This is a genomic window from Bacteroides uniformis (assembly GCF_025147485.1).
Lineage (GTDB): Bacteria > Bacteroidota > Bacteroidia > Bacteroidales > Bacteroidaceae > Bacteroides > Bacteroides uniformis.
In genome coordinates this window covers 1,832,369-1,850,323 of record NZ_CP102263.1, presented here as the reverse complement: position 1 = coordinate 1,850,323, position 17,955 = coordinate 1,832,369, and the positions used below count along the sequence as shown (strand labels likewise).

Annotated in this window: 18 protein-coding genes, 1 tRNA gene, 3 pseudogenes and 1 riboswitch; of the genes and pseudogenes, 9 read left to right on the top strand and 13 right to left on the bottom strand. The window is 44.3% G+C overall.

Annotated features, from left to right (window positions below; all coding sequences use genetic code 11):
* Window positions 1-43 precede the first annotated feature (43 nt).
* The 4 genes from NQ510_RS07080 to NQ510_RS07065 all read right to left on the bottom strand — a co-directional run bounded on the left by NQ510_RS07080 (window position 44) and on the right by NQ510_RS07065 (window position 2,973).
* Window positions 44-742 carry a YjjG family noncanonical pyrimidine nucleotidase gene (locus NQ510_RS07080; RefSeq protein WP_005828436.1) on the bottom strand — a complete coding sequence of 233 codons (699 nt, stop codon included), beginning with the start codon at window positions 740-742 and terminating at the stop codon, window positions 44-46.
* 87 nt (window positions 743-829) lie between these two features.
* The gene (locus NQ510_RS07075; RefSeq protein ID WP_005828438.1) at window positions 830-1,708 is read right to left on the bottom strand and encodes a Cbp1 family collagen-binding glycoprotein adhesin; all 879 of its coding nucleotides are present in this window, start codon (window positions 1,706-1,708) and stop codon (window positions 830-832) included.
* A gap of 34 nt (window positions 1,709-1,742) precedes the next feature.
* A complete protein-coding gene (rsmI, locus tag NQ510_RS07070) occupies window positions 1,743-2,417 on the bottom strand; it encodes a 16S rRNA (cytidine(1402)-2'-O)-methyltransferase (protein WP_005828441.1) in 675 nt (224 codons plus the stop codon).
* A 13-nt stretch (window positions 2,418-2,430) separates the two neighbouring features.
* The gene (locus NQ510_RS07065) at window positions 2,431-2,973 is read right to left on the bottom strand and encodes a hypothetical protein (RefSeq protein ID WP_005828442.1); all 543 of its coding nucleotides are present in this window, start codon (window positions 2,971-2,973) and stop codon (window positions 2,431-2,433) included.
* 110 nt (window positions 2,974-3,083) lie between these two features.
* Between NQ510_RS07065 and NQ510_RS07060 the strand changes: the two genes are divergently transcribed.
* The 4 genes and pseudogenes from NQ510_RS07060 to NQ510_RS07045 all read left to right on the top strand — a co-directional run.
* The gene (locus tag NQ510_RS07060; RefSeq protein ID WP_005828444.1) at window positions 3,084-3,689 is read left to right on the top strand and encodes a thymidine kinase; all 606 of its coding nucleotides are present in this window, start codon (window positions 3,084-3,086) and stop codon (window positions 3,687-3,689) included.
* A 22-nt stretch (window positions 3,690-3,711) separates the two neighbouring features.
* Window positions 3,712-4,827 carry an AI-2E family transporter gene (locus tag NQ510_RS07055; protein ID WP_005828446.1) on the top strand — a complete coding sequence of 372 codons (1,116 nt, stop codon included), beginning with the start codon at window positions 3,712-3,714 and terminating at the stop codon, window positions 4,825-4,827.
* 94 nt (window positions 4,828-4,921) lie between these two features.
* A tRNA-Lys gene (locus NQ510_RS07050) sits at window positions 4,922-4,997 on the top strand.
* A gap of 267 nt (window positions 4,998-5,264) precedes the next feature.
* Window positions 5,265-5,498, top strand: a pseudogene (locus NQ510_RS07045) (Arm DNA-binding domain-containing protein); the annotation flags it as partial.
* A gap of 75 nt (window positions 5,499-5,573) precedes the next feature.
* Here the strand turns inward: NQ510_RS07045 and NQ510_RS07040 are convergent.
* From NQ510_RS07040 to NQ510_RS07015, 6 genes and pseudogenes are all read right to left on the bottom strand, one after another.
* Window positions 5,574-6,164 (bottom strand): annotated as a pseudogene (locus NQ510_RS07040) (RteC domain-containing protein).
* Window positions 6,165-6,168: 4 nt separating this feature from the next.
* Window positions 6,169-6,942, bottom strand: a complete 774-nt coding sequence (locus NQ510_RS07035) for an N-acetyltransferase (RefSeq protein ID WP_005828455.1) — start codon at window positions 6,940-6,942, stop codon at window positions 6,169-6,171.
* 8 nt (window positions 6,943-6,950) lie between these two features.
* Complete coding sequence (locus NQ510_RS07030; protein ID WP_005828457.1) at window positions 6,951-7,790, bottom strand: AraC family transcriptional regulator; 840 nt, start codon at window positions 7,788-7,790, stop codon at window positions 6,951-6,953.
* 139 nt (window positions 7,791-7,929) lie between these two features.
* Window positions 7,930-9,306, bottom strand: a complete 1,377-nt coding sequence (locus NQ510_RS07025) for an MATE family efflux transporter (RefSeq protein WP_005828459.1) — start codon at window positions 9,304-9,306, stop codon at window positions 7,930-7,932.
* A 636-nt stretch (window positions 9,307-9,942) separates the two neighbouring features.
* Entirely contained in the window at window positions 9,943-10,152 is a 210-nt protein-coding gene (locus NQ510_RS07020; protein WP_005828467.1) for a winged helix-turn-helix domain-containing protein, read from the bottom strand.
* Window positions 10,153-10,386: 234 nt separating this feature from the next.
* Window positions 10,387-10,836 (bottom strand): hypothetical protein, encoded by a 450-nt coding sequence (locus NQ510_RS07015; protein WP_005828472.1) that lies wholly within the window; start codon window positions 10,834-10,836, stop codon window positions 10,387-10,389.
* Window positions 10,837-10,939: 103 nt separating this feature from the next.
* Between NQ510_RS07015 and NQ510_RS07010 the strand changes: the two are divergent.
* Window positions 10,940-11,231, top strand: a pseudogene (locus NQ510_RS07010) (hypothetical protein).
* A gap of 48 nt (window positions 11,232-11,279) precedes the next feature.
* Here NQ510_RS07010 and NQ510_RS07005 read toward each other — a convergent pair.
* Entirely contained in the window at window positions 11,280-11,822 is a 543-nt protein-coding gene (locus NQ510_RS07005; RefSeq protein ID WP_005828477.1) for a hypothetical protein, read from the bottom strand.
* 128 nt (window positions 11,823-11,950) lie between these two features.
* Between NQ510_RS07005 and NQ510_RS07000 the strand changes: the two genes are divergently transcribed.
* Entirely contained in the window at window positions 11,951-12,193 is a 243-nt protein-coding gene (locus NQ510_RS07000; RefSeq protein ID WP_005828479.1) for a hypothetical protein, read from the top strand.
* A gap of 127 nt (window positions 12,194-12,320) precedes the next feature.
* Here the strand turns inward: NQ510_RS07000 and NQ510_RS06995 are convergent, their stop codons facing one another.
* Complete coding sequence (locus tag NQ510_RS06995) at window positions 12,321-13,190, bottom strand: mechanosensitive ion channel family protein (RefSeq protein WP_034525644.1); 870 nt, start codon at window positions 13,188-13,190, stop codon at window positions 12,321-12,323.
* Window positions 13,191-13,295: 105 nt separating this feature from the next.
* Window positions 13,296-13,392, top strand: a riboswitch (TPP riboswitch).
* A gap of 33 nt (window positions 13,393-13,425) precedes the next feature.
* On the opposite strand from NQ510_RS06995, the gene NQ510_RS06990 reads away from it, so the two are divergent.
* The 3 genes from NQ510_RS06990 to NQ510_RS06980 are packed head-to-tail and all read left to right on the top strand — an operon-like array spanning window position 13,426 to window position 17,073.
* On the top strand, window positions 13,426-15,738 hold the full coding sequence (locus tag NQ510_RS06990; protein ID WP_005828483.1) for a TonB-dependent receptor: 2,313 nt from the start codon (window positions 13,426-13,428) through the stop codon (window positions 15,736-15,738).
* Window positions 15,738-16,388 carry a nicotinamide riboside transporter PnuC gene (gene pnuC / locus NQ510_RS06985; protein ID WP_005828485.1) on the top strand — a complete coding sequence of 217 codons (651 nt, stop codon included), beginning with the start codon at window positions 15,738-15,740 and terminating at the stop codon, window positions 16,386-16,388. Before NQ510_RS06990 ends, pnuC begins: the two co-directional genes overlap by 1 nt.
* 7 nt (window positions 16,389-16,395) lie before the next feature.
* Entirely contained in the window at window positions 16,396-17,073 is a 678-nt protein-coding gene (locus NQ510_RS06980) for a thiamine diphosphokinase (RefSeq protein WP_005828487.1), read from the top strand.
* Here the strand turns inward: NQ510_RS06980 and NQ510_RS06975 are convergent.
* On the bottom strand, window positions 17,033-17,941 hold the full coding sequence (locus NQ510_RS06975; protein WP_034525647.1) for a DMT family transporter: 909 nt from the start codon (window positions 17,939-17,941) through the stop codon (window positions 17,033-17,035). The genes NQ510_RS06980 and NQ510_RS06975 overlap by 41 nt on opposite strands.
* Window positions 17,942-17,955: the final 14 nt, after the last annotated feature.

The window sequence follows — 17,955 nt, the reverse complement described above, 5'->3', positions numbered from 1 at the left end:
ATATACGTTTCTGTAGACAAAAGTACAACTAAAAATTTCAATGTCACAGAATCTGCATCAATTCTTTCAGATTACTGATATGATAAGTCGGTTGGAAAGGCAGTTCTTCCTTCCCCGTTACATTATAAAACACTTGGTGCATACCCACTCCTTTGGCTCCTGCCACATCATTCTCCCAACTATCGCCTATCATCAAAGAATCACGCACCTCGGATTGTGTGGCAGAAAGGGCAAAATGAAAAATTTCGGGCCAGGGCTTCAAGATACCGATGTCATCAGAGAGAACAATCTTCTTAAAAAAGCGGTCGATACCTGCCGAACGCATCTTATGACATTGCAGTTCTTGGAAACCATTGGAAAGGATATAGAGGTTATATTTCCCCGCCAAATATTCCAGCACCTCATAAGCATGCGGCATCAGCCGATTTTTTGTGGGAATGACCGAAAAGAAATCATCAGAAAAAGCCTCAGCCAAAGCAACATCCCTCGCCCCTACTGCCTCCAGAGGATATAGGAAACGCTGGCGGTTCAACTCTTCCTTACTGACCTGCCCTCTACCGTATTCTTCCCACAGTTCTGTATTACGATGCTGATAAAGAGTATAGAAATGCAGGAAAGAGCGAAAGAAACGACCATAGTCATACTTGTGATACATTTCTTCGAATGTATCACGTGCATTAAGGGAAAATGCCCAAAGCGTATCGTCCAGATCAAAAAAGAGGTTTTTATATTGAGATGCCATAACTTAAAGGAAAGGTATATATAAAAATAGACGCAGATTATCAATTCCAATAACCTGCGTCCGTTCTGTATCAATCTTATAACAGTGTTATTTTACTTGGATTACCAAATACTTGGACACACTCCAGAAGTCTTTCGGATTTGTAATCTTCAAAGTCAGCTGTCCTTTATCATCTTTCTCCAACGCATAAGAGCCAGCAGGATGAGTGGTCAAGATATCAGCATCTTTGGAGTATAGTTTAATCTCTTTTGTCGTACGGATATCCACTTGTGTAAAGTAGTCCTTGTTGATATCAGAATCTTTCAGCACCTGGCCTTTTTTGAAAAGCCCGGTATTTGTCAATATCTTCTGGTCTTTCAGCTCCTTCTTTGTGCCAAACACAAACCAAGCTGTGTTAAGTGCCTTATCTTGCTCGGCAACGGTTTTGGCCTTCGCCTCATTTTCGGCAGTCAATTCCTCCTTCTCACTAGACAAGCCGGTCACGGCAGCATCCAGTTCCTGGATACGGATATTCTTGGAAGCCAGCTCAGCCTGCAATTCTTCAATACGCTGAGTCTTTGCCACCAACTCCTGAGTCAAAGATTCTACAGCTCTCTTCAACTGAACAGAGTTGTTTTTGCTGTTCTTCAACATAGATTGCAGTTTGGCAATCTGCTCCTTGTTCTCTTCCATCTGTTTACGGATAAATTCAATGTCCGACGCAATCTGCTGCTTGGCATTCAAAGAGCCTTCTGCCACAGCGCCACGTTGCAAATCCACACGGCTCTCCGCCGCATTAATCTGGCGGAATCCCTCTGAAATATCATTGAAAGTACCCATCATCTCGTCTAATTCAGCATTACGCTGAGTCAGTTCCATCAATAAAGAATCATTTTCAGCTTTCAGCTGGTTCTTACTGCCACCAGAGAAACTGTCACACGAAGCCATTACAGCCGCGCATACAATTAAAACTGCTAACTTTTTCATACGCTTTCGTTTTACGTTTGGTTAATGAAGTTATTTAATCGTCTATTCCTGCTACTACAATCACAATTTCACCGCGCGGTTCGTTCGCCGTGAAATGTTCTATTAATTCTGTAAGCGTTCCACGCACCGTTTCTTCGTGCACCTTTGAAATTTCCCGCGAAACAGATGCCTGACGTCCGGCACCGAAATGTTCGGTAAACTGCGCCAAAGCTTTTACCAATCTGTGGGGAGACTCATAGAACACCATGGTACGACGCTCCCCGGCCAATGCCTTCAGGCGAGTCATCCTTCCTTTCTTCTGTGGAAGAAAACCTTCAAAACAGAACTTCTCATTCGGCAATCCGGAAGCCACTAATGCCGGCACAAAAGCTGTCGCTCCCGGCAGGCATTGCACTTCGATGCCGTTGCGCACACACTCTCTGACCACCAGAAAGCCCGGGTCGGATATACCCGGTGTACCTGCATCCGAAATCAAAGCTACAGTTTCTCCCCCCTTTATTCTATTAACAACACTTTCAACCGTTTTATGTTCATTAAATTTATGGTGAGATTGCATCACATTCTTTATTTCGAAGTGTTTCAGCAATATGCCGGAAGTACGTGTATCCTCAGCCAATATTAAATCCACTTCTTTCAGAATCCGGATAGCACGGAATGTCATATCTTCCAAATTCCCTACCGGGGTAGGCACTACATAAAGTTTTCCCATACTTATCGGTTGTTTAGCTGAAATATTTTTTGAGGAGTTCCATAAAATCGACAGCGGCTTCATTCTCTTCATCCGGCTGCACTTCCGAAACGAAAATATCCATAGCCTTGTCCAAAGAAGGGGCCTCACCCAAACGTCGTACCACTTCATTCATCCGTGCAGCATCGCCTGCGAACAGTTCGCGGACAAAACGGAATGAATCGTTCAGACTGATGGCATGTTTCAAATCCTTGGCAGGCTTGATGCGTTCTGCCAAAATAGGAACTGTTTCCGGTTCCTCACATACCATCTTCACTGTATCAGGAATAACCGATTCGACCGGAGAAACCGATTCGGTCAAAGGAGTAGTAACAGCAGGGGGTTCCTCCAGGGGCGACACAACAGCCGTTGGCGCCTCCTCAAGCAGTTCTTGCAACGCCTCCAAGCGTGCCTTCATCTGCTGGATATTCCGTTTTGCCACAATCTTCAATGTCGGATTGGCATCACTTGAAATGGCCTGCATCAAACATTTCAATTCCTGAATATCTAATTCTATGTCGTTTAATAGGGTTTGCATATCCTTTACACAGTCCGTGTTAACGCTACAAATGTAGAAATAAATAATGAAAAAATATCGGAAAGCAAACAAAAGTGTTACTTTTGCGCTTAAATATAACACTCGAAAGCATGGTATTATTCTCAGAAGATCATATACAGGAAACCAAACGCAGGGGAAGAATTGAGGTCATTTGCGGTTCCATGTTCTCCGGCAAAACCGAAGAGCTGATAAGGAGACTGAAACGGGCAAAGTTTGCCAAACAACGCGTAGAGATATTCAAGCCTGCCATAGACACCCGTTATTCCGAAGCCGATGTAGTATCGCATGACAGTCATTCCATAGCCTCCACTCCCATCGATTCATCTGCCAGTATTCTGCTGTTCACTTCAGAGATAGATGTAGTGGGCATTGACGAAGCCCAGTTCTTTGACAGCGGCCTGATTGATGTATGCAACCAGCTTGCCAACAATGGTATACGCGTCATTGTAGCCGGACTGGATATGGACTTCCGCGGTATTCCATTCGGCCCTATGCCGGGACTGTGTGCCATTGCAGACGAAGTTTCCAAAGTACATGCCATCTGTGTGAAATGTGGTCAACTTGCCTCGTTCTCCCACCGTACCGTCAAGAACGACAAACAAGTACTGCTGGGAGAAACCGAAGAGTACGAACCGCTATGCCGAGAGTGCTATCAGCAAGCCATCCAAGCCGACCAAAAGGAAAGCGGTCATTAACGAATACAAAAAACAGAGCATTATGGAACGCAAAAAGATTACATTCGACAGTTTTATCCGCGGTGTCATACTCGGTGTCATTATTATCGGCATCCTTATGCTCTTCAAGCGTCTAAGCGGCGTATTGCTGCCATTCTTCATCGCATGGCTCATTGCCTATCTGATATACCCCCTGGTCACCTTCTTCCAGTACAGATTAAGGCTCAAGAACCGGGTCATATCCATCTTCTGCGCCTTATTCAGTATTCTGATTGTAGGAGGAACCGCCTTCTATCTGCTTGTGCCTCCCATGATGGACGAATTCGTCAGGGTAAAAGATTTGGTAATAGACTACTTTTCCAACGGAACCCACGACGGCAATGTGCCCAAAACACTCTCTGAATTCCTTCGTGAGAACATAGACACCCAGTTTGTCACCCAATTGTTCAAGGAAGAGAATATGCTGAACGCCATCAAGGAAACCGTTCCCCGGCTCTGGTCCTTGTTGTCAGAATCCGTCAATCTGCTGTTCAGTTTCTTCACTTTCTTCCTCATTCTTCTCTATATAGTTTTCATATTGCTGGATTACGAAAGCATTTCCGAAGGGTGGACCCACCTGGTACCACAGAAATACCGGCCCTTCGTAATCAATGTAATGAACGATGTGAAAGACGGCATGAACAGATACTTCCGCGGACAAGCATTCGTGGCATTGTGTGTCGGTATTCTGTTCAGTATAGGCTTTCTGATTATTGATTTCCCACTGGCCATTGGACTCGGCTTGTTCATCGGCGCTTTAAACCTAGTACCTTATTTGCAGATTATCGGCTTTATACCTACCATCGTGCTGGCCATACTGAAAGCAGCGGATACGGGAGGAAACTTCTGGATTATCATTGCATCGGCCCTTGCGGTATTCATCATAGTACAAGCCATTCAAGACGGATTCATCGTACCGCGTGTCATGGGGAAGATTACGGGCCTGAATCCTGCCATCATCTTACTGTCTTTATCGATTTGGGGGTCATTGATGGGGATGCTGGGTATGATTATAGCACTTCCGCTTACCACCCTTATGCTCTCCTACTATCAACGTTTCATCATAAACAGAGAAAAAATTCACAAGTTTGAACAGACTGATAATCAACAAGAAGAGTAAAAGCAGAAGTCGTTCTCAAAACTTTTTCCCTTAATCCATTTGTTTTTTAAACAAAAGTGCCTATCTTTGCACCCGCTTAACAGCAATAAGGTCTGATTCGCTAGCTCAGCAGGTAGAGCACAACACTTTTAATGTTGGGGTCCTGGGTTCGAGCCCCAGGCGGATCACCAAGAAGCTGGACAAAACCAGACAAAGAAAAGACAACTCCTACAATATCAAGGTATTGCAGGAGTTTTTTCTTTGTATAAAGTCCGTGACCTAAGACACGAAATGGTCACAAAAAGACATACTTTCGTGACCAATTCGTGACCTGTCCGACCTTTCGGATTTTAGGTCACGGAATGTCTGAAATTGTCGGTTTGTTGTCTTGATTTGTCCGTACTGCAAATATCTCATTTTCAGTTCATCAATTTAATTTTGTAACTAAAAAAGAGATTATGAGAAGTACTTTCAAGCTACTCTATTTCGTCAAACGAAATGCAGTAAAGAAGAACGGCAACGCACCGATTATCGCACGTATCACTATCGACCAAGTTGTAGCCCAGTTCAACACCAAACTGGAAATAAATCCGGCTCACTGGAGCGTGAAGTTAGGCAAGGCTTCCGGCAGAACCGCAGAAGCCGTACATATCAATTCTATGCTGGAAAGCATCCACAGCACGGTACCCCAACAAGACTAAATGGTTGATTTATAATATTGAAGCAATATAATACTGGCGAAAAGAAAAACAGAAGTTTGTCATTTACTATCCTTCGTCCATTCGTTTGACTAAGCTGTCTTGCAAACGGCTAAGATATGCCGTCCAATCCTTCTTCCGTTCTTTCATGGCAATATAAGCGGCATAATAATCGCCTAACTCCATTTAGAGCACCGTACTGAGAAAATTCATCATTTCTTTTATTCCCACGTTGCCATTGTTAATGCCACCCGAAGAAACAAGGTTGAGAAATTCAGGTCTTTATCGAATTGTGCGCTATCGGTACATAGGCGTAAATCAAACTTTCCACGAACAACATAATATTCATCATACAAGGTCGAATGAAAACGATAATATTGGTAAAAGTCCAGATTACGGTTAAAGAAGCAGGTCAGGTTATCCAGTTCTTTACTTAATATAGTTTCTGATTACATCATTACTACCATCGGGGCATTGTGTTTCTATCCGATAAATCTTATAGAAGGAATGAATTTGCAGTTTTGTTTTTAAATCATTGAGAACCGCTTGCAAACGACGCACTATTGAAAGAAAAGTTTCAACAATATCATAACCGTAGAGGTCGATTTCAGATATATTGACCTCTATTTCAGCTAACATGTTATTAACCAGTTCTTTCATTTTACTACTTTAATAGTTTTGTAAATTTAGACTCAGTACAAATACTTAAATCCGTAGTTACAAACTTCCCATTGTAAAAAAGAGAAAATATAGTAGCTGGTGTAGGAGAGTTTTGTGCTTGCTCTCTCGTTTCCAATTTAATTACTTTCAAAGGAATATTTATTTCTTGCGCAAGAACACGCAACACTCCATTTACATAATAATCCGTATATGGGCAACGATTAGAATAATAAGCCACTATTCCCAGTTTGTCGGGGCATTCTCCACTTTTGACGCAATCATTAAAATATGGAACTGCACTATTCTCATGAAAACTCATTACCAACAATGAAAATCCATTTGGAAGTTTTTCTATTTCCTTAAAGCCATGTTGCAGCAACCATTTCGTATCACTCATAAAATGGTTCTTTTTTGTACCTACAACAGTAACCAATCCATTTTTTTGTTGCTTTTTTGCATCTTCAATCACAAATTGGAGCAAATTATATCCATGCCCTTGACCTTTATACTGCCCTGAAACCCAAAAACAATTAATCATTAAATAATTAGGGGCAGTAACCGGAAGCCACGCATATTCAGCAGGAACATATTCTATAAAAACTTTGGCTCGTGCATCAAGCCGCCTAAAAACATAGCCATTAGCAAATTCCTTTTTTAGCCATTCCTTTTTGGACTCATATCCTTCCAAGCATTTTTTGTCAGAGAATGCGCAGCAGATATGTTCTTTATCTATATTATCCTCTGTTAGAGTTATATATTTAGGTAAACTATTTTCCATGCTTTTATTTATTTTATCGGTATGTAGATTTTTGTGATACTCTCTTTTTTATTTTCTTTTGAATAATTGATATACTCCTCAAAAGACATCCCATGACGAAGTGAATATTCTTGGCTTACGTTAATGATGTTATACCAGTCCTGCAAATCTGTATAATACCCCTGCAACGTATAGACCGCATATTTACCTTGTGGTAGCCGGATTGTACCAAATTCACAAGTAGGCATAATTTCCTTTTGTACCGATGCACAAGCATAGAAACGACATTGATTAGGGTTTGTCACATTAGGGTCGTCAAAACTTAACCCAATAAAACGTGTATCGGGCAGAAGTAAGTCATTGCTCTTTAAGAAATGTATCAATTTACTCCATACTGTTTCATAAGGTTCTTCCTCTCCGTACTTACCCCATATACGGATATATACTAAATTTAATCCCTCGAAATTGTAGACTTCAGAATGCAATTCGCACTCCTTTCCATCATGTTCGCACTCTTTTAATCGCATCCTTAATCTGCTGATATATGTTTTGGGAGAGATACCAAATTGTTTCTTAAATGCTTTGGAGAACGATTGCGGATTATCGTAGCCGACTAACCCAGCCAAATTCTGTAAACTCATGTCTTCAGTTTGCATATATAGTACAGCTCGTTCTACTCGTTGCCTCGCCACATAAGAGTATAATGGTTCATCCAAAGCAGAACTCATCATACGGAGCAATTGCCGTTGAGACATATTTACTATGTCGGCTATTACATTCAATTGCAATGGCTGATGCAGATTAAAATTTATGTAATCAATTACTTGATTGACTTTCTGTTTGTATATATTTTCAGTGCTACTTTTCATCTATAACGATATAATTTGCAAATATATAGAGTTCATACAAATGTATGATTGTCCAATCTCGCCAATTTTAGAAATCTTAGGTTACGGTTTTAGGAGGTTATGTCAAAACGTTGGCACAACCTCGTTTTTTTAAAGACATCTACGACGTAATGAGTTGGCTGGAAACTTTATAAGCATACCGATGCTTCAGAACAAAAAGCAGAATCACAATGATTGTCAAAGCCTCCGAGAGTGGCATTGCCAACCAGATTCCCGACACACCCAAGAACTTCGGCAACAAAATAAAACTCGGAATAAGGAAAACAAAGCCACGCAACAAAGCAAAAATCGTAGCTGGCTTTATTCTTTCAACACTCTGAAAATAACCTACCACAGCAATATTCACAATGAAAAAGACAAAGCCGCTTGCAAAATAGGGGAAACCGTGTATCGCTATCTTCGCCGCTTCACTGTCAAGACTGATGAAAAGGCCAACCAGCAGATAAGGATAAACAGTGAATGCCACCGTTGCAACCACACCGCAAACCACAGCCGTCAGCAACGCAATACGTTCCGCCGTCATCACTCTTTCCTTGTAGCCCAGTCCGAAATTATAGCTGATAATAGGCTGGGCAGATTGTGCAATAGCATTACCTACCATGAAAACAAAAGGAATATAATAGCACGCTATACCGAATGCCCCTACGCCATCGTCCCCCAGATAGGACATAAATACCTGGTTCCCGACGAACATAAGCACAGCAAGCGTTGCCTCTCCCAATAAGGCAGAAGAACCGATACGCCACTGGTAACCAATATTCCGCACGGAAAGCCGCAGGCTCTTGACACTCCATTTGAGTGGTTGTAAGCGCAAATGCCGAGCATAAAACAGTAGATAGACCATCGCCACCAGTCCGCCAACCATGATGCTGATGGAAGTGGCAAATGCCGCTCCCATGACCCCCCAGCCAAAAGGAAAGATAAACAGCCAGTCGAGCACCACATTGATTACAGCCGTAATCAGGCTGCACAACATAGCCAGCTTTGGAGAACCGTCCAGGCGGATGACAAACAGCGACACCGTTATCCATATCTGAAAGACCCATGACGGAACAAACCACAGCAGATAATCCGTCACCATAGGCAACAGATGTTCGGAAGAGCCGAGCATCCGGGCTGTTTCTGCCGGAAAAGCCATCATCAAAACAGAGGGTATCAAAGCTACAATCGTTACAAACAGTAATGCTTGTGTCACATTCAACCGAGCAGACTTGCTTTTGCCTCTCGACAATTGGATAGAAGCGACCACAGAACACCCGGCACCAACCATAAGCCCGATTCCCGTAAAAAGCATCAGTAAAGGGACACAGATATTTACGGCCGCAATCCCGTCGCTACCTACTCCATGCCCGACAAATATCCCATCAATCGCTGTTACGGCCGACATACTGAGCATACCCAGCAACGTAGGAACAAAATATTTCCGAAACAATGTAAACACATTCAGTGTACTCAAATCAATTGCATCTCTTTTCATGTTCAACTATATTTATAGGTTATTGTCTTGCCCAAAAGCAAAAAAATGCCGGATAAAATGATTGGTTTTACCCAGTCATCTTATCCGGCATTTTTACAGCCCTCCGATGAGGATTACAAAACTCTTTTGGTTTTCTAATTCGCGTGCAAAGGTGGGACTTCTTTTTCAAGTATCCAAATATTCATGATTTCTTTCACTGAAAAAGCAGCAAAACATGAACATTATCCACTACCATATCACTCTTTTGAAGGTAGACACACAGCCAATGAAAGACAGTCTATCAGTCTTTCATTGCTCTAACATAGGCTGTCAATACACTGAATAAATGATAGTTAGGCATGCGCACTATTGTGGTACGACTTCTCCACAAGCATGAAGAAGCCGTACCACAATAGTGAAGAAACTGCATCACAACCGTGCACAATAGTCATTAATAAGCTTTTAGTAGGAGAAAGAGCTGTTCTTTGCGGAAAGAAGACCAGCCATTTGCACAAGAAAAAACAGCATGCAAGCAAAGTTTGCCTACATACTTGCATGGCATCTGCTTACATACTGTAAAATGCGGTATAACAAACAATTAGAAAGCACCATGCAAGCATGTAAGCAAAATGTGTGGTAAACCTATTGTATCTCTTTTCATTTTGCGATGACTCCATAGTAAACCATGTTATCAATACGCTTCTGATAAATCTGGTTATTCTGCAGCAGATACCCCAAGGCCAAACACAAATCCACATCCCTGAACTTCGTCAGTTTCTGCAATTCAAAGATTGTACACTTCTTAAGATTGCACAAAATGGAATATACCATTTTCATATTATTGGTCGCCTTCTCAATACTCTTCATATTATTATCTTATTATTAGTTCCTTTCTTAAAATGATATCCTATATTATCTACTCAAATATAAGATAAAGACAGAGCAATGACAAACATTGCCCATTCTTTTCATTTCAGATAACATTCTTTGAACTACATATACCTAAAATCTGCAAAAAATATAGAACTTTATAAATATCAACACTTTATAGAAAGGTATATTCACATTATACTATATCCGGAAACGATTATGTTGGTATAATCAAGGTACTATTATATGCTTGCCTTCGGGAGTGACTACTACCGAGCCCATTTTGATGTAATGTTTCCCTTCCGGCGAAACTATTACCTTTGTTTCGCTACTCTTGTCGGAAGATTCTTTTTTCTCATTCATGAAACTCTTGTCCCGCGAAGTGGTAACCGGATAAGTATCCTCCAGATAGCTCTTCATTTCGTCCACTTTTCCGTCTTTGAACCACACCTTGACAGCCGACCACCCCGCAGGAGTATAAGCGCGGAATGTCCAAGCCTCTCCCTCCTTATTCAAATCTCTAAATGCAGGCTCTCCTAAAATGGTACACACCTCTTTAAAGCTCATACCACGTTCAATGCTGCTCAACTGCTTATAATCAAACCCGTAGCTTTCATAAATGCCACAGCCCATCACCAAGACAGCGAGTAACAAGCCTAAAACAACTGACATCTTTTTCATAATAGAAAGTTTTAGTATTTATCCATACAGCAAATGTAGTATGATAAAAACCTCCTTTTCCGTGATTCTCTCTATTTATACATAGGGATTTCCCTATCAGTTTATCTGTATCTTTACAACCTATAAAGAATATCATCCCAGCCCCGTTCCAATGAGCAATATCAAGTCGGAAGGGGCCACCACCGTATGGTTGGCAACCGGCAAAGACAGTCTTAAAACAAAGGTGCAGCCAATCCGAAAGCAGGTTTGTGCTTTCAGGAAGAAGGAAACAGCGTAGTGCTCACCGGTAAGGTGGAGATAAAGGCCCGGCAGCTCCCAATTATGTATTACTGAAATTCAAAGGACACCATGCCACCATTTGGATTGACGGACATTTTGTACGCAGAAATCTTTAAGAAGAGCATTCAGTTCCTCATCTGATGTCTTGCATGGGGGGATGAAAACTATAGCCCCTTCGTTATCACCGGCAATCCGAAACCTCCTTTCTGCAAAGTCAGGACTTTCGGTTTGCCTTTTCGTGCTTTGTTGTATGTGGCTGTGGAAACATGCAAGGTCTCTATCGCTCCATCCTCGAAAGCCACCTTTAAGTAATATTCCTTACGTACTCCGTCCGACACATAACGATGCTTGCCTACTTTACGTCTCTTTTCATGTTCTTTTATCAGCTTCTCAAGTACGGTAACCGTCACCTCCTTTGTCGAAGCAGGAGCCGCCATCCGATAATTCCCTACCAGAAAAAGCGAACAACTGATGACACCCACGCACACCACATGGCACAATATATTCACTGCCTTTTGCTCCATCGTTGTCAGCCATATCCATTTTTTATATAGAGGAAGTGTAACGACTGCCACCACAAGTCCTACCCCTACGGGTATCCACACAGCAGCCAACGTATCTTCATAGATGTTATATCCGATGCAGCCCAAAGCTACGACCAGTACAAACATCAGAAAACGGAGTATTTTTATAAACAGTTCTTTCATTGCCGCGTTTATATTTTTTGCAAATATAGGAAAAATATCATTCGACCGACTGTCAAATCTGTTCAATCTACATGAACTTACTTGCTTGATAGAATGTTATAACTACAATAACTAAAACAGAAAATATCATGGAAAAGAGCTTAATTCATAGTAATGAACTGCATTTTATCAGTAAGAAACGCATTCATCAAGCAGTAGAGAAAATGGTTGAGTCATTGGATTTGGCTGCGGGTTCCACAACCGGCTTCAACATCTATGCAGTAGTGGAGAGCTATTTCACGGATTTGGAAAAACGAAAAGAAATCAATCAGCTGCTCAACCTGGAACAAGATGTCTGCGAAGAAATAGAGGCAGAATTAAGTTATAAATAAACTACGGAGTTACCGACTACTATTAAGTTACGGGCTACAAGTTGTCCTGCATTATCATACTGCAGGACAACTTGTAGCCCGTAACTTATAGTGGCTGATAGCTAATAAATTGAAACTTGTAGCCCACTCAGTCTTTCGCCTGATGCACCGTCAACTGCGGGAATGGGAAGTCGATACCTTCCTCGTTGAATACGGAGTAAATCTTCTTGTTCATATCAAAATAAACACCCCAGTAGTCTCCGCTCTTCACCCAAACACGAATCACCACATTCACACTGCTGGCATCCAGGGCATGAAGAGCCACAAACGGCTCGGGAGTATTCAAGATACGACTGTCTTCGGAGATGATACGACGCACGGTGCTCTCTACCTTGTCATAATTCTCACCATATTCTACACCGATCACCCAATCTACACGACGCGTATCCTCACGGCTGTAATTAGTCACTGTACCACTGCTCAACGCACCGTTAGGTATATAGATTACCTTATTGTCGGCTGTGGTCAGAATCGTATGGAAGATTTGAATCTCACGTACCGTTCCGGACACTCCCTGGCTTTCAATCCAGTCACCTACCTTGAAAGGACGGAACAGCAAGACAATCAGTCCACCCGCAAAATTCTGCAAGTTTCCGGAAAGTGCCATACCGATAGCCACACCGGCAGATGCCAACAAAGCTGCAAAAGAAGTGGTTTCCACTCCCAATTTGCCGATAACGGCAATAATCAGCAGAATGGTCAGCAAGATATTGACTAAACTTTTCACGAAGCTCTGGATACTGGCATCCACATGTCTTTTTGCCAATAACCTCGCCAGCATTTTCCGAAGAAGGGAAATCAGGAACCGTCCTACCACAAAGATGATGATGGCTCCGATAATACGTCCACCGGCATTTACGCCCCAATCTATCAATTGCTGAAGGAATATCTGCAGTTTGCTGAAACCGTCGTCAGCAACTTGGGCAGCAAAGGCTGCCATGAATAAAGATAATAACATAACTATACTCTTTTTTTAAAATTAATGCTGCAAAATTAACAAATAACTCTGACTTTCGTTCACTTAACTTGCCACTTTCGACGAAAACTCCTACCTTTGCTCCCGATTTCAACTAAGGGGTGCCCTAATACGACGGGCTGAGATCATACCCATTAACCTGATCCGGGTAATGCTGGCGGAGGGAAAAGAAGAAAAGTTCCCCTTTTCTGTATTCATCTAAACGAAACAATTGCAAATGAAGAGACATGCAATGGCGACCTGCCTCCTTATGGCAGCACTGGGTGTCTGTGCGCAGACACAAGAGCAAGACAGTCTGCGGGTGATAAACCTGCAGGAAGTGGAAGTCATCTCCACACGTGCCACAAACAGCACACCGGTGGCATTCACCAATATAGGCAAAGAACAACTGAAAAAACAGAATTTCGGACAAGACCTGCCGTATCTGTTGAGCATGACACCCTCCGCCATTACTACCAGCGATGCCGGTGCCGGGGTGGGTTACACCACGCTGAGAGTCCGTGGAACAGACGGCACACGCATCAACGTCACCGCCAACGGTATTCCCATCAACGACGCGGAGAGTCACACGGTATTCTGGGTCAACCTGCCGGACTTCGCCTCCTCCGTCAAGGATATGCAGGTACAGCGCGGAGCAGGTACCTCAACGAACGGTGCAGGAGCTTTCGGTGCCAGCATCAACATGCAGACGGGTGATTTCTCCATGAAACCCTATGCAGAATTCAACGGTTCCTACGGCTCCTTCCATACGCACAAGGAGACGGTGAAAGTGGGAACGGGACTCATCAACAATCATTGGTCGTTCGATGCGCGGCTCTCCAACATCAGTACGGACGGGTATATAGACCGGGCGTCTGTGGGACTGAACTCCTATTATCTGCAAGGAGGATACTACAATGACAATACCTCCGTCAAACTGATAACCTTTGCCGGCAAAGAGCGCACTTACCACGCATGGAACTATGCCAGCAAGGAGGAGATGGAACGTTACGGACGGCGTTACAATTCCTGCGGATTCATGTACGCCACCGACCGGGACGGCCATGTATACAGCAAAGAATATTATAAAGACGACAACGGCGAGAAGCATTACCTCACGGACGAAGGAGGTGCACTGCATTTCTATGACGACCAGACCGACAACTATACGCAGAAGAATTACCAGTTGCTGTTCAACCACAATTTCACCTCGCAATGGAATCTGAATATCGGCCTGCACTACACCAAAGGCGACGGGTACTACCAGGAATATAAAGGCGAACGCTCGTTGGCAGAGTACGGCATGTCGCCTTTCGAATACAACGGCGGCAAGATAGAAGTAAGCGACCTTATCCGCAAGAAGGCAATGGACAACTGGTTTGGCGGCGGAATCTTCTCCGTAAGCTACAAAGCCGACCGTCTGCATGCCTCGCTAGGCGGTGCACTGAACCGCTATGACGGCGACCACTTCGGAAAAGTGCTTTGGGTAAAGAACTATATCGGCGAACTGAACCCCGACCACGACTACTACCGCAACAACGCCACAAAGAACGACGGAAATATTTATCTGAAAGCCAATTATGAACTGGTAAGCGGCCTCAGCGCCTACCTCGACCTGCAATACCGCCACATCAACTACAAGATAAACGGACTGAACGACAAGTACAACTGGACTGCCACCACTCCGGGAATGCAAAAATTGGACATTGACGAAGACTTCGACTTCTTCAACCCGAAAGCCGGACTGTCCTGGCAAATCGACCGCAACCACCGCCTATACGGTTCGTTCAGCGTAGCCCATAAAGAGCCTACGCGCAACAACTACACCGACGGCTACTTCACCGAACATCCCAAGGCTGAGCGCTTGTTCGACTACGAACTGGGATATACCTTCGCCAACTCATGGCTCCATGCGGGTGCCAACTTCTACTATATGGACTATAAAGACCAGCTGGTACTGACGGGAGAGCTGAACGAGATAGGCGAAGCCATGGCCAGCAACGTGCCCGACAGCTACCGTACGGGTATTGAACTGATGGCTGGCATCAAACTGGACTGCGGCTTCCAATGGGATATCAATGCCACACTCAGCAAGAACCGTGTGCAGAACTTTACCGAGACACTTTTTGAAAACGAGGAGGCAGGGTCGGAAGCATGGGTCATCGAACACGGAGATACCCCCATCGCATTCTCTCCCGACTTCATACTGAACAACCGCTTCGGCTATACGTTCAAGGGATTCGAAGCCTCGTTACAGTCACAATATATCAGCAAGCAATACATGAGTAACGCCAAGCAAGAGGAGTGCACGCTGGATGCTTATTTCGTAAGCAACCTGAATCTGTCCTATACCTTCAAGTTGCCTAAAGTAAAGTCGATAACCATAGGGTGCACTATCTATAATCTGTTCAATGAAGAATACGAGAATAACGGATACGCAGGCAGCGGATACTATCTCGACGATAACGGAGGAAAAGTCCGTTACAACTATGCCGGCTACGCTGCCCAGGCGGGAACGAATGTATTGGGACATATAGCAATCAATTTCTGATGGAACATATTCTTGAGATTATAGGCACTGTGGTCGGGATTCTCTATCTCTGGTTGGAGTACCGGGCAAGCATTTATCTTTGGATAGCGGGCATCATTATGCCTGCCGTCTATATTTTTGTCTACTATGATGCGGGGTTGTATGCAGATTTCGGCATCAACATCTATTATCTGGGTGCTGCCATCTACGGCTGGATGATGTGGAAGTACGGAGCATTTCTGCGCCGGACTATCTTGCGGCGGAAAGGTGCAGGACAGAAAGGAGAGGACACAAGAACAGAAGAACAAAAACTGGAACTTCCTATCACCCATATGCCGGCGCGCTACTTGCTGCCGCTTACCGCCGTATTCATCGCCGCTCTGCTTGGCATTGCCTGGATATTGATAAACTTCACGGACAGCAATGTGCCCTGGTTGGACTCCTTCACCACCGCACTGAGCATAGCCGGCATGTGGATGCTGGCACGGAAATATGTAGAGCAATGGTGGGCATGGATTGCGGTAGATGCCGTTAGCGCCGGACTGTACATCTACAAAGGACTTGATTTTACAGCCGGACTATATGCCCTTTACACAATTATAGCTATCTTTGGCTACTTCAAATGGAGGAAAATGATGAACAAGGATGAAGGATTAGAGATTAGGGATTAAGAAAGACATGAAAGACGAACTATCAACGAGCAACGAGCAATTATTAACTATTGATGCCGTAGTTTTGGCGAATGGGGAATATCCTGCAAGTCCCCTACCTTTAAAGATATTGGCGGAAGCGCCTTACGTGGTTTGTTGCGACGGCGGAGCGGACGAATACATCCGCCGGGGCCATACTCCCGACGTAATCATCGGCGACGGTGACTCCCTCAGTGATGAAAACCGCCGGAAGTTCGGACATATCCTACACCGTATCAGCGACCAGGAGACCAACGACCAGACTAAAGCCGTCAACTTCCTGCTGGCGAAAGGCAAACGCCGTATCGCCATCATCGGTGCCACGGGCAAACGTGAAGACCATACACTGGGAAATATCAGCCTGCTCATCGACTATCTCCGTGCCGGAGCCGATGTACGTACCTATACCGATTACGGCATCTTCATCCCCTGCCGGGGTACCCGCACCTTCCCAAGCCATCCCGGACAGCAAGTATCCATCATCAACTTCACTGCACACGGTCTGCATGGCAAAGGACTGGTCTATCCCCTCAGCGATTTCACCAACTGGTGGCAAGGCACACTCAACGAATGCACCAGTACAGAATTCACCATCGAGGCGGAAGGGGAATACCTGGTATTCGTCACTACTTCTTCGCTTCCGCCACTTCAACAAAGTACACGCTGATACAAATCATGGCAATGGCAGCGGCTTGCGTCCAACTGAAACGGTCTTGCCCCAAGGTGAGGGAAACAACGGTAGTCACCACCAGTATCAGATAGCTGTACATGGCTACAACCGTCGTCTTGAGATACTTCAAGCCCACCGGAACCAGAAAGTAACTGAGGTAAGTAGGGAAAACCAGCACAAACGCCAACACCGCCCACGGCACCCAGTGCCACTTCCCATGCAAGGCATCCGTAAGCAAGGGTGCATCCCAGCCTATAATGGACGACACAATCAATCCCGTTACTGCCGCACCGCCAAAGATGTACTTCATCATCGTCACTACCCCGACCTCTTCCAGCAGTTTCTTGCTCACAATCAGGTAAACGGCAAAGACCAGCGAGCTCACCATGCAGAGCATGTTGCCCGTAAACGCATCGTGCGCCAGGTCATCACTGCCTTGCGTAAGGATGCACAACAACGCACCGCCAAAACCCAGCGCTATGCCGATTATCTTCATCAGCGTAGCCTTTTCGTGCAGGAAAAAGACAGATATCAGAAAGACCCAAATGGGCTGCATGGAGTTGAAGATGGCACTGGAAACCGGAGTCGTCTTACTGATGCCCAGCAGATAGCAGAACATGAACCCGTAGAGTCCGAAAGCTCCCAGACAGAACAGCCCTATCCGCTGCCGCCTTGTGACCGGTGCCTCCTTTACAAACCAGCTTGTTATCCAAAATGCCACGGCAGCAAAGACACAACGCACCGTGACACCTGTCAATGCACCCAGCCACAAAGGGAGCAGAAATTTCAATCCATTCATATTCAACCCCGCCATGACGCGCGATGCAACCATACTGAGATTGGCTTCCAGTTTCTTATCTTTCATCAGCTTCGTATTTT